This is a genomic window from Geothermobacter hydrogeniphilus (assembly GCF_002898515.1).
Lineage (GTDB): Bacteria > Desulfobacterota > Desulfuromonadia > Desulfuromonadales > Geothermobacteraceae > Geothermobacter_A.
Genome location: NZ_PPFX01000015.1, coordinates 52,106 through 77,265, shown reverse-complemented (window position 1 = coordinate 77,265; position 25,160 = coordinate 52,106). Strand labels below are relative to the sequence as shown.

The following is a 25,160-nucleotide window of genomic DNA, read 5'->3' as shown; positions in this document are numbered from 1 at the left end:
CAGCCTTACTGGTAAAGTCTTGAACGCTTCAAGCTAAGACTTTTGCAAAAGGATGTATTACTAAAAACGGTGCAAAAATTAATGTCGGGGCAAATAACTTTACTTTTGCCAAATCAATATGGCGTGATACGCCATCTGACCAAGCAACATTTAACGGCGCCAATAGTTCAAATTATTTATTGATAGATGACATATCAACTTCCGGAACAATAATAATATTTTCACCATTGGCAGAATCTGCTGCAAAAATATCACTTTACAGGCTAGATGGCACATCAAATTCATATACAGCAACTTTGGTTAGGTCTTGGGATGGCCCTAACATCGTAGGGAAATATTATATATCAACGCCGGGAGAGTATCTTGTTGAAGCAACATACCCGTGGGCTTCCTATCCTCATATTAGTTTTGATTTTTTTCCAGATAACCCATCGGGGGCCTGCGTTAATTTAGCCCCTGGTTCTGGGTTAAGCTGCGATCAGTCATGGCTGCCGGCTCATTATAGGCGGGAAATCGGACCTTGGATCCAGGGACTGTTCAATGCTGTCAAACATCGTATAGGAAGTGTTGTTTCGGCTAAAGAAGAGGCCGATCTAGAATCTCTTGCTTTTGACATGGGTCTGGATGCTAGTTTTGTTGCGACAAGTCCCGGCTCTGTGATTGCCAAAAAGTTAGGTCAGTTAGCGGGCATTGGACTAGATGCTGCGGGACATGACAATGCTGCCTTTATTGTTGACCAGACGGTGCAGCACGTCACGGTGTTTGTCAGTTTGGCGCGCTCTGGATTTACAGACCCGATTGCATTGGCAGGTCTTGCTCAACAGTTAGCTGCAGATGCCTCTTCTATAACGAATAACGCTGTTGGAATTATGGCGTTAAATGATTTGGAGGAACAGGCAAACGAAATACATATCGCAAGGGAGATGTTGAAATCGTTTATAAGTGACAATTATGGTGATTGGAATAAGTTTGTTTCTAATGCAGGATTGAATCCAAGTTCAAATCCTACAATATATAAAGTTATTGATGGGTTTGCTGCTAAGCTTGGATACCACAACTCTTGGCAAGGTACCGATTATAACATTTCGCGAGTTGAGGCGCTCTTTACTCAAGGAACATCTGATTTCGGGGACTGGGTTTTCGTTCGGAAATCACTGGACAATCCTTTCGATGATGTCGATGGTGATGGAATTAATAATCTCGATGAAGTTTCTAATGGTACCGACCCTAATGATCCTCAAAGTCCAACACCACTAGTGCCAAATAATGCACCCGTTGCTAAAGTTTCCGCCAGTGCTACTAGCGTAAACATCAACACCCCTGTCAGTCTAAATGCATCGGGATCGACTGATCCCGACGGGGATTCAATAACTTACCATTGGTCTTTAATTGTACCACCCGGATCAACAAGCAAAATGACGACACCAGAATCATCGACATCATCTTTTACCCCTGACATGGCAGGTTCATACACAGTGCAACTTACAGTATCCGATGGAACATTGGATTCTGTTGCAAGCATTGCAATATTGGCATCTGATGGATCTCAGACCTTCTATGACCCTACGCGTATTGACGTTGTAAATAAGTCAATTGGTTCTGGAAATTGTGGGGAGGTATTTCTTTTGGCAACAAAAACTCTGGCCAAGGGAGAATATTGGAAAAATCCAAAGCTATGGGCAACGACATACAGTTCCCCGGGAGTAAGAGACCATATTTACTTCTTCATTGGTATCAACAAAATTCCCACTGCAAATTCAGATGTGTCATATTATTGTAGTAAATATGGACAAGTTGGTGACAACCATTTTAGTAGCAAAAATTTTACCATGGATATGTATGACAATCAGACTTTAAATAATTCTGGATCAAGCACATATTCAAAATCATTAAGTAGAACAATAAATCCTCAAGACACAGTTTATCTTTACGTTGGGGTATCTAACAATTACAAGTTTGACATTGAACAGGTTACATTACAGACGAATGTCCTCTACGATAAGGATGGCGACGGTATAAGTGATTCTAAAGACAAATTCCCTAACGATCCAGCAGAAGCATATGACTCTGATAACGATGGCGTTGGCGACAATGCCGATGCTTTTGATAATGACCCATCTGCCTGGAAGGATACAGATGGCGACAAATGTCCTGATAGTATCTCAGGTACTTCCATTACAGGCCTTGTTGTTGATCAATTCCCATCAGATGGTACTCTGTGTGTGGACGCAGATGGTGACAAGGTAGATGACCTGACGCTTGATATTTTCCCTCTCAACAGTATGGAATGGGCTGATCAAGACGGAGATGGCGTCGGCGACAATTCCGATAAATTTGATAATGATATTGCAGCCTCCATTGATTCCGATGGCGACTTGCACCCCGACAGTTGGAATCCTGGCAAAACACAGGCGGATTCAACGACCGGCCTAACGCTAGATAAGTTCCCTAGTGATTCGTCAGAATGGACTGACAGCGACTTGGATGGTATCGGCGACAATAGTGATTGGGCCCCTACAGATCCTACAGAATGGGTCGATAGTGACGGCGATGGCGTTGGCGACAATGCAGACGTGGCTCCTAATGACCCAGGCCGCTCGGTGAATACCGCCCCCAGTATTAGTGCCGTTTCCAACCAATCCATTATTCAGGGGCAAAATCTAACCATACCTTTAAATGTTTCAGATAATGAAGGTGACAGCTACACTCTGCAAATATTAAATGCCCCCAGTTTTATTTCGCTTTCTGGCACTGACATCATTGTCGCAAGTGCCGGACAATATAGTGGTGATTTCTCTCTGGTTATTCGGGCAGAAGATACGTTTGGTGGTATAGACTTCCAGACCTTCATTCTCTCTGTCGTCAAGCCTGCTTCAGCCAACATCACCTGGGCCGGTGTGCAGCACATGACCAAGGCCGACGGCAGCGAAGTCGATTCCCTGGAATTGGGCATCAAAACGGAAACGAATACCAATCTTGGAACCCTGACTGCCACGGTCACCGGCCCCAACGGCTTCAGCTATACCTTCACAGACAGCGATGCCCACGCCTGGGGCGGCACTCTGGCTCTGTGGAAACAGTACGACAGCCTCACTCCCCTGGCACCGGGCACCTACACCTTCACCGTCACCGACAGCCTCGGCAACAGCGTCAGCCAGGCCGATCTGCATATCGACCCGCACGCCGTGCCGTTGGTCAACGAGGCGACCATCGGCTACCAGCGCCTGGCCGATGGCAGCTATCGGTTCAGTTGGGCGCCGGCCGATGCCGCGCGGACCTACTATTACCGCTTCCGGCTTTACGATTCAGCGACGGCGGATGTGCCCATCTTCGACACCAGCCGCATGGCGAAGACCTGGTTCGATGTCCCGGCCGGCACCCTGACCGACGGCCAGACCTACTACTGGCGGGTCGAAACTCACGAAGTTGGTAACTGGGATCTACTCAAGAATCGTGGTGCCACCAACAAGGTCGCTTTCACCCCGCAGGCAACCGACTACGATCCCAACCAGGTGGTCCTCAACTACACCAAGGTTCTCAACCTGAAGCTCGCCGACGGCAGCCGGCAGACCGCCCTCAACATCGACGTCGACGACGAGAACGCGTTGACGCTGGCGGAGGTCGATGGACCGAACGGTTTCCACTACACCTTCGATCTGACGGCCGACAAGGGTTACGACCTGTGGAAGACCGTCGACCCGGCCACCACGCCGACCGGGCTCTACACCTTCCACCTGGTGGCGGGCGGGGTCGATTACTACAGCTACGACTACCTGACCGCCAAAGCCGATTACCAGTTGCCCGCCCCCGCGACCCAGCAGGTCGAAGACCTCGGCAACGGCATGTGGCGGTTCAGCTGGGCGCCGGTAGAGCAGCCGGTGCCGCTCTGGTACCGGGTGCGGGTGCGCAACACCGGCAACGGGGCTAAATACGATTCCCCGCGTCTCGACCAGGCGATGTTCGATATCGGCCAGACTGACCTGGTGAATACGATCGGCACCGGCAGCTGGACCTGGGAGGTGCTGGTTTACGACAGCTCCGACTGGACCACCGCCCGCAACCGGGTCAACGGAGCAGCGATCGCTTTCAACCCGCTGCCCTACAATCCGAACCGGCCGCAGATCTGGCCCTTCTCCAGCCACCGGGTCAGCGGAACCGGAAATGATGTTGCTTACACCTGGGCCACGACCTCCGATCCCAACGGCGACCTGGTTTCCCTGCAGGTCGACGGTCCGGCCGGCAGCAACATCAGCTACGACCTGCTGCAGCAGGGCAGCCTGTATATCGGCGGCAGCTACCGAGGCTACATGAAACACGATCCCGGCCTGCCGGTCACCGGACTTTACACCTACACCGCGACCGATGCGTCCGGCAACCAGATGGTGCGCTACGACTACCAGAGTTCCCCGGTGGCCTATGCGCCGATCGACTTCAAAACTCTCCACATCGACCGCCTGGCCGACGGCCGCAACCGGGTCAGCTGGGCGCCAGTCAACGCCCAGGTACCGCTCTACTACCGGGTCGAGATTCTCACCGTCGCCGATCACAATGGCGACGGCTATGGCGACGAGACCCTGCTCTCCCCCTACCAGGCGACCACCTCTTGGGTCTACGACCCGGCTACCCTGCCGGCAGAGCCCCTGGTGCTACGCCTCCGTGCCCGGGAAAATCCGGCCGGAACCGCTTGGAACAACCGCACCCACAGCATCCATGTCGGCCTCGAAGCTCCCGGCTTTGACTACAGCACCCTGGCGGACCAGGATAATGATGGTTGGGCCAGCAATATCGACCCGGATGATGCCGATCCCGACATCTATCCTCCCCTGCCGCAACAACTGACCCTCGTCACCCCCAATGGCGGAGAGATGCTCAGCGTCGGCGCTACGACCAAAATAACCTGGCTCCCCTACCCCAATGCCGCCAGCTACCTCCTCCGCTACTCCACCGACGGCGGCACAACCTGGAAATGGCTGCGCAACAATGTCACCGGAACCAGCTTCAACTGGACGGTGCCGAATTCCCTCAGCGACCAGTGCCTGCTCCGCATCAACGCCAAGAACGCCGCCGGCAGCTTTATCGCCAACGACTTCTCCGACACGGTCTTCAGCATCATCAACCCGCCGCAGATCATCAGTCCCAACGGCGGAGAAGCTTTCGCTGCCGGCAGCACCATCACCATCAGCTGGTATCCCCATCCCAACGCGGTGAATTACCTGCTGCGCTATTCGACCGACGCCGGAGCAAGCTGGAAGTGGCTACGCAACAATGTCACCGGCACCAGTTTCAACTGGAAACTGCCGGATATCTCCAACAGCCAGGTCATGATCCGGATCAATGCCAAGAACGCCGCCGGCAGCTTTATCGGCAACGACTTCTCCGACAGCACCTTCAGTATTGTCCAGTTCCGGCTCACCAGCCCCAACGGCGGAGAAACGCTGAATGCCGGTGATAACCTCAACATCACCTGGCAGCCCCATCCAAATGCCGCCAGCTACCTGCTGCGTTATTCCGTGGACAACGGGACCACCTGGAAGTGGATTCGCAACGGCGTCACCGGGACCAGCTTCAACTGGACAGTGCCGGTCGATCCGAGCACCCAGGTGCTGTTCCGCATCAACGCCAAGGATGCCGCCGGCAACTTTATCGCCAACGACTTCTCCGACGCGGTCTCCAGCATCGTCGTACCCCTCAAGGTTCTCAGCCCCAACGGCGGCGAGACGCTGACCATCGGCAGCCAGACCACCATCAGCTGGAACCCACACCCCGATGCCGCCAGCTACCTGCTGCGTTACTCGATTGACGGTGGAACAACCTGGAAGTGGCTGCGCAACAATGTCACCGGCACCAGCTTCAACTGGACGGTGCCGAATGATCCGAGCACCCAGGTCCTGATGAGGATCAACGCCAAAAACGCTGCCGGCAGCTTTATCGGCAACGATTTTTCGGACGCGACGTTTACGATAGTGCCTTGACGCAGAAGGGGGAGCGTGCCGAATGGTACGCTCCCCCTTCTCGTTGTTTTTACTGCCAACAAACTGGTGACGAACGATTTCACATCAGATCAAAATACTCCTTACCGACAGCCTCCCAGGTATATCTTCGCCTGGCTATTTCGAGCATCTCCTTGCCAATACGCTCCATTTCGGCGGGGTCGGCTTCCCGCATCAGACTCAACAGCTGGTCTGAATCCGCAAAATACCGGGCCCGATCTTCTGTCGTCGCCCGGTTAAAATCGCAATCATAGGCCAAAATCGGCAGCCCGAAATGCATCGCCTCCACCAGGGAAGGATTTGTTCCCCCGGCCGAATGTCCATGAACATAAAATGCGGCTTGAGAGCGAAGAGTTTTCAGTTTTCCCAGATCGTAGATCGGATCGAGCAGACAGATATGGGATGCAGAGCCGTACCGGTCACGCAATTCACGCCCGTAGGCGTTGCTGCGCCAGTTTCCGACAATGACCAGCGAGTATTCAGATTGTCTTGAGAACGCATCAAGAATCAGATGTAGATTGTTTTCGGGTTCAATACGACAGACGGCAACAGCAAAGTTCTCCGGCAGGTCGATATCTTCAAGCGGCTGAGCGGAAGCTTCAAGAACATGGTCCCCTCCGTATGCAATGACATGACAGTCTGCGCCATAAGTTGAATATACATAGTCAGCAATCGCTGCATTGTCTGCGATGACTTCATGCGAGAAACGGACGGCAATCTTTTCGGAAAGCCTGAGAAACCACTTGGCCAAGCCCTTCCATTTTTCCCGCCGCCATTCAATGCCGTCGATGTTGGTGATGATTTTTGCTTTCGATACCAGGCGGATCAGGGGCAATACGACAGCCCCGGACACCCCGAGCAATAAAATGATATCGTTTCGATGCCTAACGGCCGAAAACAGGGAAATGATGTCATAAGGGATACTTTGCGGACCGTTGGCATGAAGAGGGATGTAACGGAGTCCGGCAGAAAGATAGCGGGGATTTTTGCCCGGGAAACTTTTACTGCTGCAATAAACTGTAAACTCTATGGGCAGCCGAGAATCCGCATGATATCGGACCAGGTTTTCCGCAAGAGTTTCAAAACCTCCATAGTTCGCCGGCACACCGACTGTGCCGAGAACAGCCAACTTTTTAGTATCAGCATTGCGAAAAGATCTGCCACCACGTATCAGCAGACTCATTTCCTCCCCCCAAAATAAACACGATGAAAAAACAAAACAAGCTGATCCCTGCAATTAAACATTACGACTCATATCCAAGAGATTTCATCGTTTCACAAAAAGGGCGTACTATATCCGGTGCCAACTCAAAGGAATCTCCAATCTTGTTTTTTGACAAAACTCTTTCAGCATAACGCACAAACGTTTCATCAAAAGGCAAATCGACAAAATCACATAAATGCTCCAAAACAGAGTGTGGTTCTGAACACAGTTCTTCATAGGAAATTCTCAAAACGTCATTTGGTGATTCTTCTAACAAGTGTAACCCTTCACGCATGGTGACGATCCATTCAACTGCCGCCATATCTGTTTGGTTGATCCAATTTTCCATATCCAAAGCGATTGGAGAAAGATCAGGATGTTCAGGAACGATCTGTGCCAATAACAAGTTCCACTTACGACGATCAACCCCCCACCAGTCATGTTGTTCATCACCAACCTTTTGACCGAGACGATTAGACCAACCATCTATTGATCGACAAGTATCCCAACCATTTCGGACCAAAAACAAAAACTTGGCATCGGGGAAAATTTGTTTAACAAAGGGAACCCGGAAGATTAACTCTGGGTACTTATCCACCACCCGTTTAGAACCGGTAGCAGTAAGGTAAGCTCCGAAAATCCGGTGGGCAGCACGTTGGACTTCAAAAGGGGCGTCCTCCCTATTCAAACGATACCGGGCAGCCCCCCTAGAATAACTACCTATTAAATCTTCACCGGGGTGAATTGCATGCCAAAGAGCCTTGGGTTCATTAAGGAACCCTATTTCTCTGTGCATCGAAAGCACCATGCCCAGAATAGTAGTACCACTACGTCCGGTCCCAAGTATAAATATTGGTTTTTCAACTCGACGTAGTTGCGGCAACAACTTTTGAATCCGGAAAAGAGCAAACACCAATGGGTTAATCCATCTGCCGCGTGTCGTAAGCGGCCGGCCTTCAAAAAAAACATAGCTCAGCATTCTGCTCCAAAGCTTCCAAGGCCTCATACGGATATAATTGCTATCAACCTGCGCAACCACTCACTTCTCTCCCGATAAACGGCCTGATATTAGAGACATATTTATAGAAGTTTCCCACTCCAACACACGCCCTATACCATCTCTCAAGGATACTGATGGACTCCATAAAAACATTTTTCTAGCCTTATTAATGTCAAGAACAATTTTTGGAACATCGAAATTACGGCCTTGATGATAATTAATTTCAACCTTTCCATCTGCAACTTCTGATATAACATTTACTATATCTAGCACAGAGTAACCAATGCCACTACCCGCATTAAATGTACCAGTAATATTTGAAAAAGATGCACTAACGCACAATTTAGCTAAATCACCGATATATATATAGTCTCTGACTATAGTTCCATCTCCCCATATATCTACTGGCACTTTTCTTGCTACCTTATTTACAAATGTGCTGATTACACCTTGGACACCACTATGTCCCTGCCTCTCACCGTATGGATTCGATGCCCTGAGAATTACATAATCCAATCCATATAAATGATGAAACATGTGAATATATTTCTCGATTGAGACCTTAACAACGCCATAAGAACAAATTGGGCACAGAGGATGTTCCTCAATCACTGGGATCATTTCTGGAACACCATAAACCGTTCCTCCGGAGGAAAGATAAATCAATTTTTTGACCCCAGAGTCAACAATAAGCTTCAGCAAGCGAACAGTAGATATTAAATTAGACTTTATGTCAAAGACCGGCTCCTTGTTTGAGGTACTGGGCACTGTCGTGCCAAGGGAATGGCATACTATATCAACACCCTCCAAAGACTCTGCCAAAGAAGCAAGGTCGTCAAACTCTGCTAATCGATAGTCAACTCCCGGCAACGGATCACGGAACCTCTCAGGAGAACGGTCATAAACACAAACCGAATGTCCATCTGCCAGCAACTGGTCAACAATATGGGACCCAATAAAACCATTCCCGCCCAACACCAGCACCTTCATTCGAGAACCTCTCCATAGATGGATTGTAATGTTTGATAAAATTTTCGATCATTGAATTCACTATCGGCGTAAGTCTTAGCAGCCACTCCCATTTTCTGTACCATTTCCGCATCAAACCATAGATTCTTCACAGCCACTGCAAGCGCTGCAGGGTTGTCGGCCTCGTAAACAAGACCCCGCGTACCATCATCAACCAACTCCGGAATTCCTCCCCGATCAGAGCCAACAACCGGCTTTCCAAATGCAAACGACTGGTTGATAACATAAGGGAAATTTTCATGCCATAAAGACGGCACAACAACAAAACGACACTGCTTAAGCTCCAGGTCCATCTCCGCTCCCCATTTTGGACCAACAAATACGACATTATTAAGCGGTTCTGCCTTTTTCCTCAAGGTCGCCATTTCTGGGCCATCACCGACAATCCTAAAGGAAACATCGGGCAAAACCGATGCGGCCTCAATCAGCACATCCACTCCCTTTTCATCAATCAAACGGCCAAAAAACAGAACAGGCCCCTCAGGGCAATATACCGCCTCGAATTTGGTACTATCAAAGGGGTTACGCAATTTACGCCAAACAAATGTCCCCCTACCCCAAAACTGTTCTGTTTTACGGGCCATAAAATCACTTGCGAATAAAAAAGTATTTACATTTTTCTTGTATATATCCAGCCAACTATGAAGATACGCCTCCAAGGAGTTCGCAACTGAATACATCAAAGAGTTATGACAGCACCTATTGACAATAGCTCTATAATATTTTCCACCAATACACTCTTCACACAATCTTCCATGATGGAACAGTTTATAGTTAGGACAAATGTGCTTATAATCATTAAATGAGCACACTATTGGAATATTATAACTTGATAAACTATCCAATATTGACGGGGTAAGTTTAGAATAAATTGCAAAACAATGGGCAATATCAGGCTTAAAATCACAAATCAGTCTATCTATTGACTCAATTGACGTTCTTGAATACAAAATACAATTAAATTTCACTATAGAAGACAGGGGGCTTTTTTTATAATTTGGAACTCTAGGAAAATAATCAGACCATGGACTCTCGAGACCTTCCTCATAACATGAAAAAAAGGCAACATCATGCCCGTTTTCAGCCAAAACTCTACCCACTTCATGATAAAAAACTTCTGCCCCTCCTGTAATAGTATAATTATTATGACATAACAATATTCTTGCCACCCTACCCCCCTTTTTTCTTCATAACTGAATTAGCATAGCGAATATCACCAACATGGCCAGGATACCTTACATATTTTCCACTTCTTGATTTTGTGAACAAGTCGCTGTGCCATACTTCCAACCAAGAGGCTCCGTCATCCAAGCCTATTTCAAGAGCACGCCTCAATGACTTGACCACCCTGAAGTCCTGGCGCCACCTAGATGAAGTTCGCGCAGGGGCAGCCATCTGATACCCGAATGAGAATCCTTTTTTTCTAGCATCCTTAAGAAGGGTCCTTATACCTATCGCTCCGCCCCCCCTCAGAAACCAAGTATCATTTAAAAATACGCATAAGAATTGGATATCTTTGTAATTTTTGCGGACTATATATTTGAATATTTTTTTTGAAAGCGTCACATCTCTGGTCCCTGGTCGCTCCGGCGCAAGCCCCAAAACCAAAGGCTTTCTACCCCGAAAAACCTTATGATAAAAATCAATTATATCAACCCACGATCTATATAAAACATCAATTGAATAGCCCCGGCCGACAAACCGCCTCCAGTCTTCACTTTTCTTAATTATCAATCCTGTCGTGAGAGTATCAACAACAGGGCCGGTCAAGGAGACATAACCAACTGAGTCATTCCCCCTATAAGTGTCGGCCAGATGCGAAACAAATCTTTTCCAAAGATAAAGATAACGACTATCCCACGGAAGCGGAGAGACCTTTTGTTCTCCATCCCTATGGGAGAATCGCCTCCTATCTTCTCGATATCTAACATACCAACTAAATTTTTTAACACCATAACCATAAACCCATGAAGGCGTATTTGCACCGGGATATATCCCAATATTAATTTTTTTGTTTTCTTCCTTGGCCTTAACAAGAAGTGCCTCAATAGAAGAAAAGTCATATTTACCATCTTCTGGCTCAAGATCTTTCCATCCAAAATATGCCGTCATTCCAGCAATATCGTCAACAGACAGTGCCGGCGTATCCTGAAAATTATCCCCCCAACCAAAGGCATAAATACCATGTGGCCCCTTCGCAAAAACGACACTAGCGGACGCTAGAAAAACAATAAGTAACACTATATAAACATAATAATATTTCACAAATCACCCTTTATGACTATTCTCTTACTATAAAATAGCGATATAAGACATATCCAAAACAGAACAAGTGAATACATCGGAAGCCTTGGACCAAGACCAGAAGCGAGAGCTAAGCTTACCTCTAGTACAACGGAGACATACAATACAACATTAAAGAAAGTGAAATTATCATAGCAACGCATATACAGTCGCCTAACAATAAAACCGACGATAAATGGGATAATAAATACTCCAGACACACCGAAGTTAACATATGCCTCACCAATAATGCTTGGGTTTATTCCAGCCGATTCAGGCATATTTTTATAATTTTTAAAAAACATGTATTTTAATTCGACATTTTTCCCTTTCTGCTCACCTGGTTTGAATTTTAAAAAATCATATACATATCCAATACCATTGAACCTACTTGAAACATCGAATTTCTTAACTATAGTTTCAAAAATTGCCGGCCTAGCTACCAGAGTTATCCCAATTTCTCTCGCTACACCCTCAATCCCAACCTTCCCCTCTCGCCGAAAAGCCCCTACCACTGACAGAAACAGTAGCAATGCCAGCAAGACAACAGCCCCTTTTGCCAAGGACAGCTTCTTATTAGAAATAAATAAATACGTCAAGAAGTATAACAATATTGACTTTATGGCGATCCCTCTAAATCCAGTAGCAATATTAAGAAAGAAGACCACGACAGAAAATAAATGACACCAGATTATCCTTGAATACATTTTTCTGGCAAATACATCGAACAATATAGCCAATGGTACAATTTGGAGGGAAATAAAAAACACATTTAAATATCCCTTCCCAGAAAAGAATCTAATCCTTGCCTCATTTACATTGTCTGAAATTATTGGAACTCCACTAAATAATACCAATACTAAAAATGCCATCACACCGATAGCAGCAACAAAATATATACAATAATTACTTTTAGCACCAGCAAATACATAAACACCGCGATTCTTTAAACTTGACAATATAACTCTATATTTGGCAACAAACGTCCCTAGAAACATTGAAATAAATCCTATATATGTCAAAGATTCCGCATAATGATCATAGTACCTCCCCTTCACATATGTATAAAAAATCTCTCCAAATACTATTAGCACCATATAACTAACCGAAACAATCACATACGGGTGACAGATGCCGTATTTTTTATACTTCAATATAACAACCACCATCACCAAGATGGTGATCAATTTCAAAGAAACTGCAATATAAAATTGCATAAATACCACCACAAAACGATAGAAACTAATTATATATTTCAATCCCTAGCCAAACAGAGACATAATTCTACAGATATATGAATCATACATAATCTACTATAGATCTCCTAACATCGTCAGTAACATCAATGCTGTATTTGTCATCTCTATATATTGGCAATACCCTCTTCAATATACCGTTCACTGGCTTCAATACGCCATAAACCAAAGGATAGTCATAATATAAATAAGTAAGTCTCGTCCTTAGTGAAGAATATAATTTACCAATAACTGTCTCTGATTTGTTTTTGCTAACGTTTTCGGCTTTCAGTTCATCTTTTAAATATTCGTATGGACTAATATTCGCAAACAAGAGAATTTCACTCATTACATGTTGCGGATTATTTTTTAAAGTTAGAAAATCTACAACCAATAATCTATCAACGAATGCAGACTTAAACCCTTCAAGATACTTCTCATAACGACTTTGCTCCAGAGCTCTCATGTAAACTGGCGTTTCAGGAGTTACAGGATTATCAACCTGATACCTGACATATTGCTCAAAACTCATCCCTGGAGAGACAAACCCTCTCTGTCTTGCATATTTATACCAGGAGACAACACGATCGACAGGATCTCGAAGGATAAAAACAATTTTCGCCTTCGGCAATAATTCTGCAATTTGGAGGGCATTCTTTGAATAAAGATAATCTGGAGTTGCTTCAACCCGCAATTTATCGCCCTCATTTCGACAATGGGTAAAAAAGCCGTCATAGGAATCGAGGTTTTGTCCGTCAAACCTCTTTGCTGAAGGGAGAGGATATCCTTCATCCAGGAAAAAGCGCGTTTCTTTCAAAGAAGACGCACACACATCGGGATGGTTCGCCAACCATTTATACAATGACGTCGTACCCGCTTTAGGGGCACCGCCGATAATAAGATACCTGTGATCCTGAACCCTCACCGTATCCTCCTTGCCAAGGGGCTGACAATGATTCCGAGACGTCTCCAGACCAGGTAGGATGCCACCAGGTTATTCCCGGCGATAGCCACGGCCGTAGCCAATGCCGCACCGTACATCCCCATAAACGGATTCAGCACCAGGCAAGCCACAACCTGGGCAACCCCTGACGCAATAGAGATGTTCCGCAAGTCTATTTCGTGTCCTGTACTTATCAATATAAACCCGACCGATCCGGTCAATGTATTAACCAGCTGTCCCAGGGCCAATATTGCCAGCACGACCGCCCCGCGACCGAAATCATCGCCAAAAAAACCCATGACCCAATGTCCGCCCAAAATCAACACCGCAAAAACCGGGCATGATACCAGGGTAATGATCAGAGCAGACCTGCGGGCAGTTGTCCCAAGTGCCTCCAGATCCCCCCGGGCATATAATTCAGCAAATTTCGGTGCAAGAATATTGTTGACCGTCACCAGCATAAAGCTCACCAGCATGGCAACTCGATTTGCCGCACCGAAGATTCCCACCTCTGCGCTTGGAGCCCATAAACCGAGGAGAAACAAAGGGGCCCATGGAAGTATTGCACGGTTCATCACGGAAGTTACCAGGAGGGGCTTGCAGCTTTTCCAAAGCACGGCGAAAGAATAGGGGCTTGCGGGAACATCCCTTGCGACAACAGCTCTTGTCCACGCCCACTGTCCCAGCATCGCGGTCAAGACGACTGCCAGAAGGTAGGCCCAAACCGCCCCGGTAACACCTGAGAACCGTGCCAGCGGCCAGATTGTCAGCAAGCCGAGAAAGGGAACCCCGACCCCCTGCACCAGCATGGCGTCACGAATCCATTTCACCCCCTTCAGGCTTTCCGCCTGCAGGTTGAGCAGGCCGAACGGAAGTATCGTCAGACACATCCAGCGCAGAGGATCACCTAAATCCGGTTTATCGAACAACATCGCTGCCAGCCAGGGAGCAAACCAGAACCCCAGCAAAGACAGAAAACCCAAACCCAGAATGGCAATGCGAATCCCGAGAGCGTAAACCCCCTTGACCTTCGCCCAGTCATCCGTTGCCGAATGAGTCGCGACAAACCGCAGCAAGGCATTATCCAGGCCAACCCGGCCGACGACAGAGCCAATGGTACTGATGGAAAGAGCCAGAAAATAGAGACCGGCACCTTCAGCTCCAAGCAGCCGGGCGATGGCAATGTTGAACCCAAAAGCAAGTCCGACTCCCGCAACTCTCAGGACCAGGGCTACGGCAGATCCGCGAAGAACCTCCCGCATATGCTGGTCGGCCCACAGCCTGCTTGTTTTTTTTCTGATGTCATTGATCATCGAAGGTTTCGCGCCTCTCCCCGGAGGCACTGGGCTGGGGGGTGGAAGAACTCAACACCGCGTCGTAACAAAGAGAATCGAAATCACCGGGAAGAGGGAACGTACGGTAACAGTTTTTAACAGGGGAGCTCGCGGCAAAGGGTCAACGCCATTAACTCACAGCCTCACCTGGCGCCGGCCCTGTTGCTCCGATTCAATTCCAACCGCTGCCTCACGCCTTCCCGGACGAAAAGAAACAGCAATCCGAAAAAACCTCCCAGCAGCGATGCGATGATGACAATCAGGGCCCGCTTCGGCCTGGCCTTTTCATCCGGAGGTGAGGCCTTGTCCAGAACCCGAAAGACAAACTCCTCCTGGGTATTGGCCAGCATCGCCTTTTGCTGTTCCTGGGAGATAAGGGAAAACAGGGCCTGCCGTTGTTCGACGGTGACGACCCGCTGCAGTTCATCCTGCAGGTATTTAAGATTCTTCTGGCTGGAAAGAATTTCCCGCTGCCGGAGATAATCGTTAAGATCCTTCACCAGCATGTTGGCCCAGCGGGCTGCCAGTTCAGGATCGGACCAGTTGATCTGCAACCTGACCAGGTCTGAATCCTTATCGGATCCCACCTTGATGACCTCATCGTCCACCAGCAGGCGATAGGCATCCCACAGATCGGGTTGATTCTCGGGATCCGGATCTCGCCAGCTCTTTTTCGTTTGATCCCAATCATCGGGAAACAGCTTCGGCAACAGTTTGTGCCGCTTGACAAAATCCCAGAGAAACTCCCTGCTCTTCAGGATCGCGATGGCCTCATCGGTACTCTTCCCGCCGATCGATATCCCCGCCAGGCTCGCCAGACCGCTTAATGAACCGACGGCGCCGGGCAAATTGCTTTTTTCATCCTGCTGGGCGGGGGCCAGAAGAATTTCCGCGCGGAAAATATCGGGAAGCATCAGGCTGACACCGGCAGAAACCATGGCGAACAGGAGAAACCAGCAGATCAGGACGTTCCGCCCGCGCCAGATGACCTGCCCCAATGCGAACAGGTCGATTTCATCAACCGCCTCGACCACGGGCCGGGAAGATTCCGCCTGGCAGGGCACAGCCTGCGACTCCTTCACTTCACAATTTTTTGCCGTCTCTTTTCCCGTCATCAGAACACCCCGACCGCCTTGCCCGCGGCCGCGGTCAGGGCAAGCTTGTAGGTAATGTCGGCCACTGTCTGCCAGAAGCTGAGGGGCTGCATCTTCTGCAGGTCAACCGGAACAACAACCGTATCACCCGGCTGCACCGTCTGTTCACGACTGCCGAACCAGTGGGTCGGCTCCGAAGCGATCACCGCCCCGTTGGCCCTGACCACGTAAATACGATTATCGTCAGCCTTGGCAGTCAGTCCCCCCGAGAGATCAATATAGTCGTCCCGACTTAAATCAGGACGCCACAGGTGGGATGTCCCCGACTGCACCTCGCCCAGAACCGTCACCTCCTGTGGAACCCGCGGAATCACGAGAACGTCGCCGTCCCGCAGCAGAACCTGCTGTTTGCCGTCCAGCACATCCCGCAGGTTGATAACCATGCGGCCGATCGGCTGCGCCGCCTGCAGTTCAGCCAGCAACTGTTGCGCCTGGGTTATCGCCTCGGCGCTTTTGGCGTCGTCCCGGGCCTGTTCCAGGGTCATCGAGGCCAGGTCGGATTTAAGCCGGGACCGCATCTTTTTCAGCTCTTCGGCCTCCTTGGTGCGCAGGTCGGCCCGGGAAAAAACGGTGCCGGGAATATACGCCCGCTCGGTAAGCCCACCGGCTCTTTCAATAAATGACCGCAGGGACTCATCGGGTTTGATGGTATACACCCCGGGGAAACGAACCTCTCCCTTGATGGTCACGGTCTCCTTTTCCGTCCAGTCGGGAACCGGTCGCACCTGCACCTGGTCGAAGGGCTGAAGACTGAAGTCGCCTCCGCCGGCACCGGCCAGTGGAACAACAATGGTGACAACCTTGCGGCCACCATCCTGTACCGTGGTTCGCGTCAATTCGGCTTCCATGCGGTAGGCTTCCTGGCGCAACCCCCCGGCGGCGCGAACAAGATCACCGACCGACATCGCGGCCTCAAGGGGGTAACTCCCCGGAAACGCGACATGACCGAGGATGGAGACCACTTTTTCCGGGGTGCCGCTGCGGGCCTGTTGCCGCAGAGTGTCTATGAGCGGGGCAATGGCGGCCTGACGATCAGTTAACATGCCGAAAACAAGAACTTGATCCCGCGGCTGCAGCAGGACGTTGTCCGCGCACGAAGAATCAGCCAGCGCTGCGGCGAGATCAACGGAGAAGACCTCGATCCGCCTGTTGGGCCGCGTTTCACGACGGACCAGCACATAATCAAGATCCGGATCCGGAAGAAAAGCATCGAATCCCGGCAACAGGTCGGTGATCCGCATCCCTTCATGCCACTGATAGGAGCCCGGATGTCGGACGTGACCGTTCAGCACAACCAGGTTCTCAAGGTGATCGGTGATAGGATAGACCCGGATCAGGTCACCATCTTTCAGTTTCGCGTCGAGATCCTTTTGGGCTTCAAAACTCACATCCTGAAGCGTCCGCAGGCCACTGGAGTTGATATGGACAATCTGTCCGGCATTTTTTTGTGCCGTCGGCAGCAGTCCTTCCGCCAGCTGCAATGCGTCAGCAACCGTCGCAGCCCCTTTCAACTCGTATATAGCCGGCCTCCGGACCTCTCCGGCAACCCCGACTGTCGGACCGATGTGGGGGACGAAGAGGACATCACCGGGCAGCATCCGGACATCCCCGGAGGTATCACCCTTCTGCAGCAGATCGTAAAGGTCGAGACGATTGATCAGCTTTCCTCTACGTTTCAACTGAATATCACGAAGACTGCCGATCGGTTTTATCCCCCCGGAAACAAACAGCGCGTTGGTCATGGTGGTCAGGGAACTGACAACGTAGGAACCGGGACGGCGAACATTGCCGAGAACAAAAATCCGCATGGACCGCAACTCGCCGAGGGACACGTTGGCCTTGACACCGACCAGTTCCGTCTCCACCCGGCTGGACAACAGTTTGCGGACCGCCGCGAACTTCTGCCCCGCAACCTGCAGCGGGCCGAGTTTCGGCAGGTTGATCGCGCCATCCCGATCAACCGTAAAGGTGTAGTTCTCGTTGAGATTTCCATACAATTGAACCTGGACCTGGTCCCCGGGACCGAGGACATAATCGGTCGGGATGGGAATCTCGGTCACCGGCGCAAAGGTGCTCGGCACCCCGGCGAACAGGTCGTATCCGAACTGGCGCAGGGAACCTTTCAGGGAGCGGGGCTGCGACGACATGCCAAGCCCCTCGCTGCCCAGGGAAAGGTTCATCCGCGCTTCTATCCTGGACGGCGGTTTTGCTGAACCGGCACTCGACTTTCCCTCCGACGATGGCAGAGGTTTGACAACCTGCGGTTGTTCCAACGGCTTTTCCGCAATGGTGCCGGAACCGTTCGCCGGAATCGATTGCAGTAATTTTTCCCGTTCCTGCGGCGAAACCTGCTGCAGCAACTGCCCGATATCGGCATTTGCGGTCAATGCCGCTGCCTGGGCATTCGTCCCGTCCGGTGGAAATGAAATCAACAACAACAGGCCCGCGATCAGCAGCCCATAGTATCTACGCATAACTGAGTACCTGTTCAATTTGATCCCTCGCTACTGCCTGAATCAGTGAGTTTCTGTTGGATGGAGAGTGCAAGTGCTTGGCCTGAATGAGATTTCCAAAAATCTGAAGCGCACCCATAGGTTCGCTGGCGATTTTTGGGAAACTCAGGCAGGTCAATGACTTGTGCTGTCCGCCGACAAGGAGCTCACTGATTCAGGTACTGTTGTGCTCATAATGAAAGATTCCACGACACTCCCAGAATCAGATCCGTATCATCCCCCTGATCCGAATCCCAAAATGCTGCTCCCGCCTGTAAAAAAAGTTTCCCGCGACCAAGCTGACGTTGATGAAAAAACAGAATCCGGCGCAACTCGTTCTTGCGGCCCGGGGAAATCAGGTTCCCGCCCGGCGGAAGAACATCCTCGCCGTCGCGATTCAACCGGGCGTAAAGCAGGTGCCCTCCCCAGGCAATCCCGGCAGGACCGGACCAGAACCATCCCAGGGACGCGGACTGTCCGTCGTTGTCCATGGTATGTCCGAGCGGACGGCCCTTGTAACGATAGCCCGTTTTATAAATGAAGTGTTCGTAGGCCTTATTGTATCGCACTGACGAGCGATAGAAATCAAGACTGGTATCGGCGACTTCGAGGTAAACCCGGTAACTGCCCGCAAACGCCCCGCCCCAATGTTCAAGGCCGCCGAGCCCCATCGGTCTTGACGGAAAACCGCCGGCTTCGTCTTCACCGACGATCTGTCCATAGATCGCGTAGTTGCAGGACCGAAAAAGGGGGGGCCGCCAGCGCCAGTCAATACCGGCAAGCTGATTTCCAGGTTCATTGGAAAGGGTTATACCGTCGTTGTTTCGATTGTCCCTGCCGAGGATGAGATCGATCAGCGAGTCAAGATCTTCCGGACGCCCCTCTCCACCCCATTGCGCCGTTCTCGACAAACCGATCTCCAGGTCCCGATTCGGACGGAAGCTGAACCGGGCCCCCAGCAACTTGGCATGGGAGACAAACCTGCTGTTTTCCAGGCGCCCCGCAAACCCTTCCAGTTTCCAGGGTCCGAGCCAGTTCAGAATCGGCCACGAGAAGGGCACAGACTGCTTGCGCTGGAAGCTGAATCCGGGAACGGGCCTGGCACTGGTGGACAATATCAGGCTGCCGTCCCAACCGGGCCCCCACCAGCGATCCTGGGCACCGAATGAAAAGATCCAGTTGCCGAATGTTGCCGCGATGTAGGAACCGTCAAAACGTACGGCATTCCCGTCCGCGGGATCATCCAGGGCCTTTACCTCAAGCCGCGCGGCAAATCTTTTCCCCAACCATTCAATTGCGCTGCCGGCCTCGACCCGCTCCCGTGGTGTCGCCTGAAAAGATCGAAAAACAAGGGGGTTGTCTGCCACGGAAAAGAAGCTTTCCCGGGTAGTTATACCGGGACGACGAACCTTCCGAAACTGCTGACGTAGACGCATCGCCGCACTGTCGACCCAGGGCACGTTCGTTTTAATCTCGGCATTCCGGACAGAGGTGAAATCTGCCAGAGAAACCGGCCAGGAATTTAACGGAGCGTTGGTGGCACCTTCATCCGACAGCAGTTGCAGGTCATGCCGAGCCAGAAGGTCACCGGGAGGTTGCCAGGGCGCGGCCAGCAGAGAAGATGAAAAAAAGAAACCCCCACAAAAAAAAAGCAATAAACGCCAGCCAAACATCAAACCTCGCCAGCAGCAGAAGACGCGGGAAAGACGAACAGGTCAACCCTGCATTCTGTCCCACAAAAGAGTTGATTTACTACGGACCCAACCAATGCACAGGTACGAAACAATACACACCGACAAAAAACAGAAGAACAATACATGTTGCGGAAAAGGCGAGAGAAGAGTAGCACAGAGAAGAGCAACCCCGCACCAGAAAAAGGCAATCAGACAGATAACAACAACGGTCAGGGGGTGAGGAATGCCAAAATCCTGAAAAATATAATGCAGGTGCGTACGGTCCGGAGAGAGGGGATTTTTACCCTTTGCAATCCGTCGAAACATGACAACAAGAGTATCAATAATGGGAACTCCGAGAATAATCAGAGGCAAAATTGGTTGAATCGGTTTTCCTCCACACCCCTGGCTCAGAACAACAGCAATGATCCCCAGAGAATAACCCAGGAAAAGCGACCCGCTGTCTCCCATAAAAATCTTCGCGGGATGAATATTGTAGCGAATAAATCCAACCACCCCCCCGCCAACGGCAAGACAATAAATCACAACCGTCTCATTCCCGCACCCTATCCCCAGGACCAGGAAGGCAAACAGGGCAATCAGACCGAAGCCGGCAGCCAGGGCATCCAGGCCATCCAGCATATTGACAGCATTGATGACTCCGACAATGGCAAATACCGTAAAAACCCTGCCGCAATCAGCAGAAAGGAGAACATCCCCGCCACCGAAAAGATTTCCAAGGTTGGCAATATGAATTCCTCCCCAGAAAACGGCGACGGAAACACCCAGAATCTGCCCCATCAGCTTGACCGCCGGACGAATTTCCATCCCGTCATCGATCACGCCGGTCAGCCAGATCAGGAATCCACCTGCCAAAATTGCCACCATCTCCCTGGAGAGAGTACCGACACACAGGATCCCCAGTGAAGCCCCCAGGAAAATCGCGATACCACCCAACCGGGGAACCCCGGTCGAATGCTTTTTACGCCCCCCGGGCTGATCCAGAATCCCTCGGGAATGAGCCCATCGTATAAGGCAGGGGGTCAAAAGAGTACTGGCGATGACTGCTATAAAAAAAGAAAACAACATCAAAAAACAATCCTCCCGGAAAAACTGCACAACGGTAGAAAAATAACACTTATCCCCCGAGTATCAACAGGGGGGAAGAAAAAAAAGCATCGGCGGTCTGCGGAGTCCCGGTCTTTTCAGACCGAGGCTCCGCAGACCTTATCTATTCGGATATGTTTGTGCCGTCAGGGAACAACAATTGTGAAGGGGTTGTCGGACCAGTCGTTACTGATAAAGCTTCCGGCGAAATCCCTGGCATTGACCCGAACCAGCCCCTGGACAGTGGCCGCGGCAGGAACCGTCCAGGTAAAACTGGTGCCGGTGACTCCATTGCGCAGCCATTGCCAGGTCGAACCACCGTCAGTGGAATAACGGAGCAGGTAACTGCTGGCATTGGGCAACGCCTCCCAGGTAATGGTTGTTGTCGTTCCGGCCGTCAGGGTTTCCCCACCATTGGGGGCCAGGATCCTGGCAACCTGCCTGATAGTGAACGGGCCATCCGACTGGTCGCTACTGAGGAGAGTTCCCCCCGCATCCCTGGCCTCGACTTTGACCAGTGCTGCGGCAGTCCCGTTATTGGGAACCGTCACGGAGGATGATGTACCGGTCACTCCGGTCACAATAGACGACCAGGTTGCTCCTCCATCTGTCGACAGGCTGACATCATAACTGCTGGCCGCGGCGACAGCCTCCCACTGGACGGTTTCCTGGGTGCCGCCGAAGACGGTTTCCCCCCCATTGGGAACCAACACCCTGGGGGTCTGCACGATGGTAAAGGTTGCATCGGAAAAATCATTGCCGATGAAATTGCCTGCCGTATTTTTGGCATTCACTCTTATCAGAGCCAGGCCGCTGTCAACATTCGGCACCCGCCAGTCAAAACTGGTTCCCGTGACATTGTTGCGCAGCCACTGCCACGTGCCGCCATTATCCGTCGAGTAACGCAACAGGTAACTGGCCGCTCCGGGATGCGCCTGCCAGCTGATTGTGACAATCGAGCCGCCATTGAGAGTCTCGCCGCCATTGGGAGAAAGAACCTGCGGTGCGCCGACAATGGTAAAGGGAGCATCTGAGAAATCGTTGGCAAAGAAGTTTCCGGCAGAATCCTTGGCATTAACGCGGACCAGCGCCTGAGAACTGGGTTGGTTGGGAACTGTCCAGGTATAACTGGTTCCGGTCACCCCGTTTTGGATCCACGACCAGTTTACGCCATTGTCCAGCGAATACCGCAACAGATAACTGGCTGCACCTGTCTTCGCCGTCCACTGGATGGTCGTGTCCGCCCCACCCAGCAGGCTTTCGCCGCCATTGGGAGAGATGATGGTCATATTGGCGAAACTGACCAGCAGATCCGCCAGCAATCCGCCACCGGCCGCCCCGGTTGCCGAAATCGACATCCGCGAATCATAGAACTTGACGACCGGAGTATTCGGCTTGCTGAGAATGACATCCTTGGTCTTGCCGGGAGTCAATTCCACCGAATACTGCATGTGGGTGTAGGGGGCGAGGAACCCATCCTGCCCCAGCAACCGGATATCCTGTCCCTGGAAGGTCGGAATCTTGGTCTGGTAGCCGGTGTTGACCAGGCGCAGCAGAATATCGTCGGTATTGGAGCCGATGGGGATCTGCTGGGCGCCGAGCGCAACGGGCTGACCGTTGATCAGATAATAGGACGGGTGGTAGTTCATGGTGCTGGTATAGAGCTTGCCGGGGCCATAGTCGTCAGCAGACACCGCGTCGTGCAGCGCCTTGTCGACCTCACTGAAAACGAGGACATGCTCAGTGGTATAGGTCACCTCCGCGGCCGGTACCGTGGCCGTCGGTACATAGGCCTGGCCGGCGGTCGCCGGATGAACAACCAGTACCGCGTAGAGGCCCATCTGCACCTGCAGGGCCTGGTGGGTGGCGCTCTGGATGATGAAGGTGCCGGGACGCAGGCTGCTCCAGGTGTAAGTCTGGCTGCCGCCGCCGTTGCCCGCTTCCCGGTTGAGGGAACGGACCCGCTGCGAGACGCTGGTGCGGGCCCCGCTGCTGCCGTCGGTCCAGACCGGCGACATGGCGTCCTCCCGCAGGCCGGGGATCATCAGCGAGGTCGGCTTGACCAGGCTGGCCGTATCGGCGGGAAGGTTGTTGGTCAGGTTGATGGTCAACGTATCCGGCAGGGTGATATTGAACACCGGGATTTTCCAGTCCCCCGCCACATGGGTCGCATCCGCCGTGTCGCGCAGACCCCACATGGTGATGGTATTGCCATCGGCCATGGTGACGGTCGCCTGCTCGGCGACCAGGTTGAGAGTGAGCCCCAGCGCGGTCCCCGCCCAGCAGATGCTGAACAGCAGCGTGGCAAGAATGAGGCTGAACACCTTGTTCCTCTTGGATTGTTTCATACCGTGTTCCCCCTTTCCTACTGAATGGCCACGCCGGGCGGCTCAACGATCATGAAGGTGAGCATCCCGCCAGGGAAGATATTGTTGTTGGTCAGCTCTTTCTCATTGTGCGAATGCCACATGTAGTAATAGCCGCCATGCTGGTTGAATCCGCCCTCTCCGGGCGGCAGGAAAGCGCCGCCGCCGAGGTAGGGGCTGCCGCTGTAGAAGGGGCTGAAGGTCAGCTCCTGAATACCCGGCAGGGTCACCGGCATCGGCTTTTCATGGTCGGCGACATACTCATAGGTGTTGTCGTCGAACCCGTCAGGACCGGCGGCACCGGTTTCATTATTGACGAGATCGGTCAGGGTGATGTTGTCCGCCGCGGTATGACCGTACATGTCCCAGTCCATCGCGGCGCCGGTCCAGGTGAAGATCCCCTCGTAGGTTTCTCCGGGGTTGACGGTCTGGGTGTAGTCGGAGACCGCCAGGTCGGCACCGTTGCCGGAGCCGCTCGACAACAGCCGGCCATCTTTGGCAATCAGTCTGAAATTGTTGCCGTGAGTATGCAGTGGATGGGCATCGCGACTCGCCCCGACCCAGCGGATCAGGATCTTGTCTCCGGGATGAATCCGCGGCAGACAGTTGTAGGGCTGAGTCGGCAGCCAGCTGACATTGTCGGGAAGCAGTGTGTCAGGACCGTTGCGGCCGTTGAGGAACCAGTAGGTGGCATGGAAATCGTTGAGGTTGATTTCCGCGCTGCGACCGAACTCGACCAGCTCGTTGTAGGTTGAATCCATGTCGGTCTGCAGGAAAAGCACTTCGTAATCATAGGCCGTTGAAGCGTCTCCATAGGCGGTCGGTGCCGCCGGATCAAACCCTGTCGGCCGGACGATAATCGCCCCGACCAGCCCCATGTTCATCTGCAGGGCCGGATTGGTACCGCTTTGATAGAGATAGGTTCCGGGCTGATCGGCGACAAAGGAATAGGTCACAACCCCGCCGGGAGCAGCCTCCCGGGTCAGGATACCCGCCGTTCCCCCGGAAGCGACCGCTTTATGCCCGGGGAAAATGATCGAAGTCGACACCGGCAGGTTGTTGGTCAGGCGGATCGTTATGGTATCTCCCTGGTTGACGATCAGGGTCGGCCCGGGATACTGGGCGCGACTGCCGGCAATGCTGTAGCCGTAAATAAGCAGGCTGTTCCCCTCGCCGGTACTGATATGGTCAGTCTTGGCGGTAAAATCGAAAAAGGTTCCTGAAATTCCCGTCACCTTGGCCTGGGCCGTGCCGGCAACCCACAGCAGCAACAAACCCGCCACCAGCAGCAGCCTGCTCCAGTTTGTTCTTGTTGGTCTATGCATCACATCCTCCAATCGGGCAGTCTGT

15 protein-coding genes and 1 pseudogene are annotated in these 25,160 nt (G+C 51.4%); 2 read left to right on the top strand and 14 right to left on the bottom strand.

Annotation, left to right across the window (positions count from 1 at the left end; all coding sequences use genetic code 11):
- Positions 1-614: 614 nt before the first annotated feature.
- Positions 615-1,505 (top strand): annotated as a pseudogene (locus tag C2E25_RS18110) (PKD domain-containing protein); the annotation flags it as partial.
- A 1,401-nt stretch (positions 1,506-2,906) separates the two neighbouring features.
- Positions 2,907-5,972, top strand: a complete 3,066-nt coding sequence (locus tag C2E25_RS17835; protein ID WP_233189379.1) for a GPI anchored serine-threonine rich family protein — start codon at positions 2,907-2,909, stop codon at positions 5,970-5,972.
- A gap of 79 nt (positions 5,973-6,051) precedes the next feature.
- Here the strand turns inward: C2E25_RS17835 and C2E25_RS08305 are convergent, their stop codons facing one another.
- The 14 genes from C2E25_RS08305 to C2E25_RS08240 form a co-directional block, all read right to left on the bottom strand.
- Positions 6,052-7,173 (bottom strand): DUF1972 domain-containing protein, encoded by a 1,122-nt coding sequence (locus tag C2E25_RS08305; protein WP_103115293.1) that lies wholly within the window; start codon positions 7,171-7,173, stop codon positions 6,052-6,054.
- Between the two features lie 61 nt (positions 7,174-7,234).
- Positions 7,235-8,233 carry a sulfotransferase family protein gene (locus tag C2E25_RS08300; protein ID WP_199177385.1) on the bottom strand — a complete coding sequence of 333 codons (999 nt, stop codon included), beginning with the start codon at positions 8,231-8,233 and terminating at the stop codon, positions 7,235-7,237.
- Positions 8,234-9,184: an NAD-dependent epimerase/dehydratase family protein gene (locus tag C2E25_RS08295; protein ID WP_103115292.1), complete on the bottom strand. Its 951-nt coding sequence runs from the start codon at positions 9,182-9,184 to the stop codon at positions 8,234-8,236. It lies immediately after the preceding gene.
- The gene (locus C2E25_RS08290) at positions 9,181-10,392 is read right to left on the bottom strand and encodes a glycosyltransferase family 4 protein (RefSeq protein ID WP_103115291.1); all 1,212 of its coding nucleotides are present in this window, start codon (positions 10,390-10,392) and stop codon (positions 9,181-9,183) included. The genes C2E25_RS08295 and C2E25_RS08290 overlap by 4 nt, the downstream gene beginning before the upstream one ends.
- Position 10,393: 1 nt before the next feature.
- On the bottom strand, positions 10,394-11,488 hold the full coding sequence (locus C2E25_RS17305; protein WP_146032932.1) for a beta-galactosidase: 1,095 nt from the start codon (positions 11,486-11,488) through the stop codon (positions 10,394-10,396).
- Complete coding sequence (locus C2E25_RS08280; protein WP_103115289.1) at positions 11,485-12,723, bottom strand: O-antigen polymerase; 1,239 nt, start codon at positions 12,721-12,723, stop codon at positions 11,485-11,487. Before C2E25_RS08280 ends, C2E25_RS17305 begins: the two co-directional genes overlap by 4 nt.
- Before the next feature lie 82 nt (positions 12,724-12,805).
- Positions 12,806-13,666: a sulfotransferase family protein gene (locus C2E25_RS08275; protein ID WP_158247194.1), complete on the bottom strand. Its 861-nt coding sequence runs from the start codon at positions 13,664-13,666 to the stop codon at positions 12,806-12,808.
- On the bottom strand, positions 13,663-14,997 hold the full coding sequence (locus C2E25_RS08270) for a lipopolysaccharide biosynthesis protein (RefSeq protein ID WP_103115287.1): 1,335 nt from the start codon (positions 14,995-14,997) through the stop codon (positions 13,663-13,665). The genes C2E25_RS08275 and C2E25_RS08270 overlap by 4 nt, the downstream gene beginning before the upstream one ends.
- Positions 14,998-15,161: 164 nt before the next feature.
- The gene (locus C2E25_RS08265; protein WP_103115286.1) at positions 15,162-16,133 is read right to left on the bottom strand and encodes a Wzz/FepE/Etk N-terminal domain-containing protein; all 972 of its coding nucleotides are present in this window, start codon (positions 16,131-16,133) and stop codon (positions 15,162-15,164) included.
- Positions 16,133-18,646: an SLBB domain-containing protein gene (locus C2E25_RS08260; protein WP_103115285.1), complete on the bottom strand. Its 2,514-nt coding sequence runs from the start codon at positions 18,644-18,646 to the stop codon at positions 16,133-16,135. Before C2E25_RS08260 ends, C2E25_RS08265 begins: the two co-directional genes overlap by 1 nt.
- 209 nt (positions 18,647-18,855) lie before the next feature.
- Entirely contained in the window at positions 18,856-20,031 is a 1,176-nt protein-coding gene (locus tag C2E25_RS08255; protein ID WP_158247193.1) for a capsule assembly Wzi family protein, read from the bottom strand.
- Between the two features lie 348 nt (positions 20,032-20,379).
- A complete protein-coding gene (locus C2E25_RS08250) occupies positions 20,380-21,426 on the bottom strand; it encodes a glycosyltransferase family 4 protein (protein WP_103115283.1) in 1,047 nt (348 codons plus the stop codon).
- Positions 21,427-21,590: 164 nt separating this feature from the next.
- Entirely contained in the window at positions 21,591-23,792 is a 2,202-nt protein-coding gene (locus C2E25_RS08245) for a hypothetical protein (RefSeq protein WP_103115282.1), read from the bottom strand.
- Positions 23,793-23,809: 17 nt separating this feature from the next.
- Positions 23,810-25,135 (bottom strand): multicopper oxidase domain-containing protein, encoded by a 1,326-nt coding sequence (locus tag C2E25_RS08240; RefSeq protein WP_103115281.1) that lies wholly within the window; start codon positions 25,133-25,135, stop codon positions 23,810-23,812.
- Between the last annotated feature and the right edge of the window lie 25 nt (positions 25,136-25,160).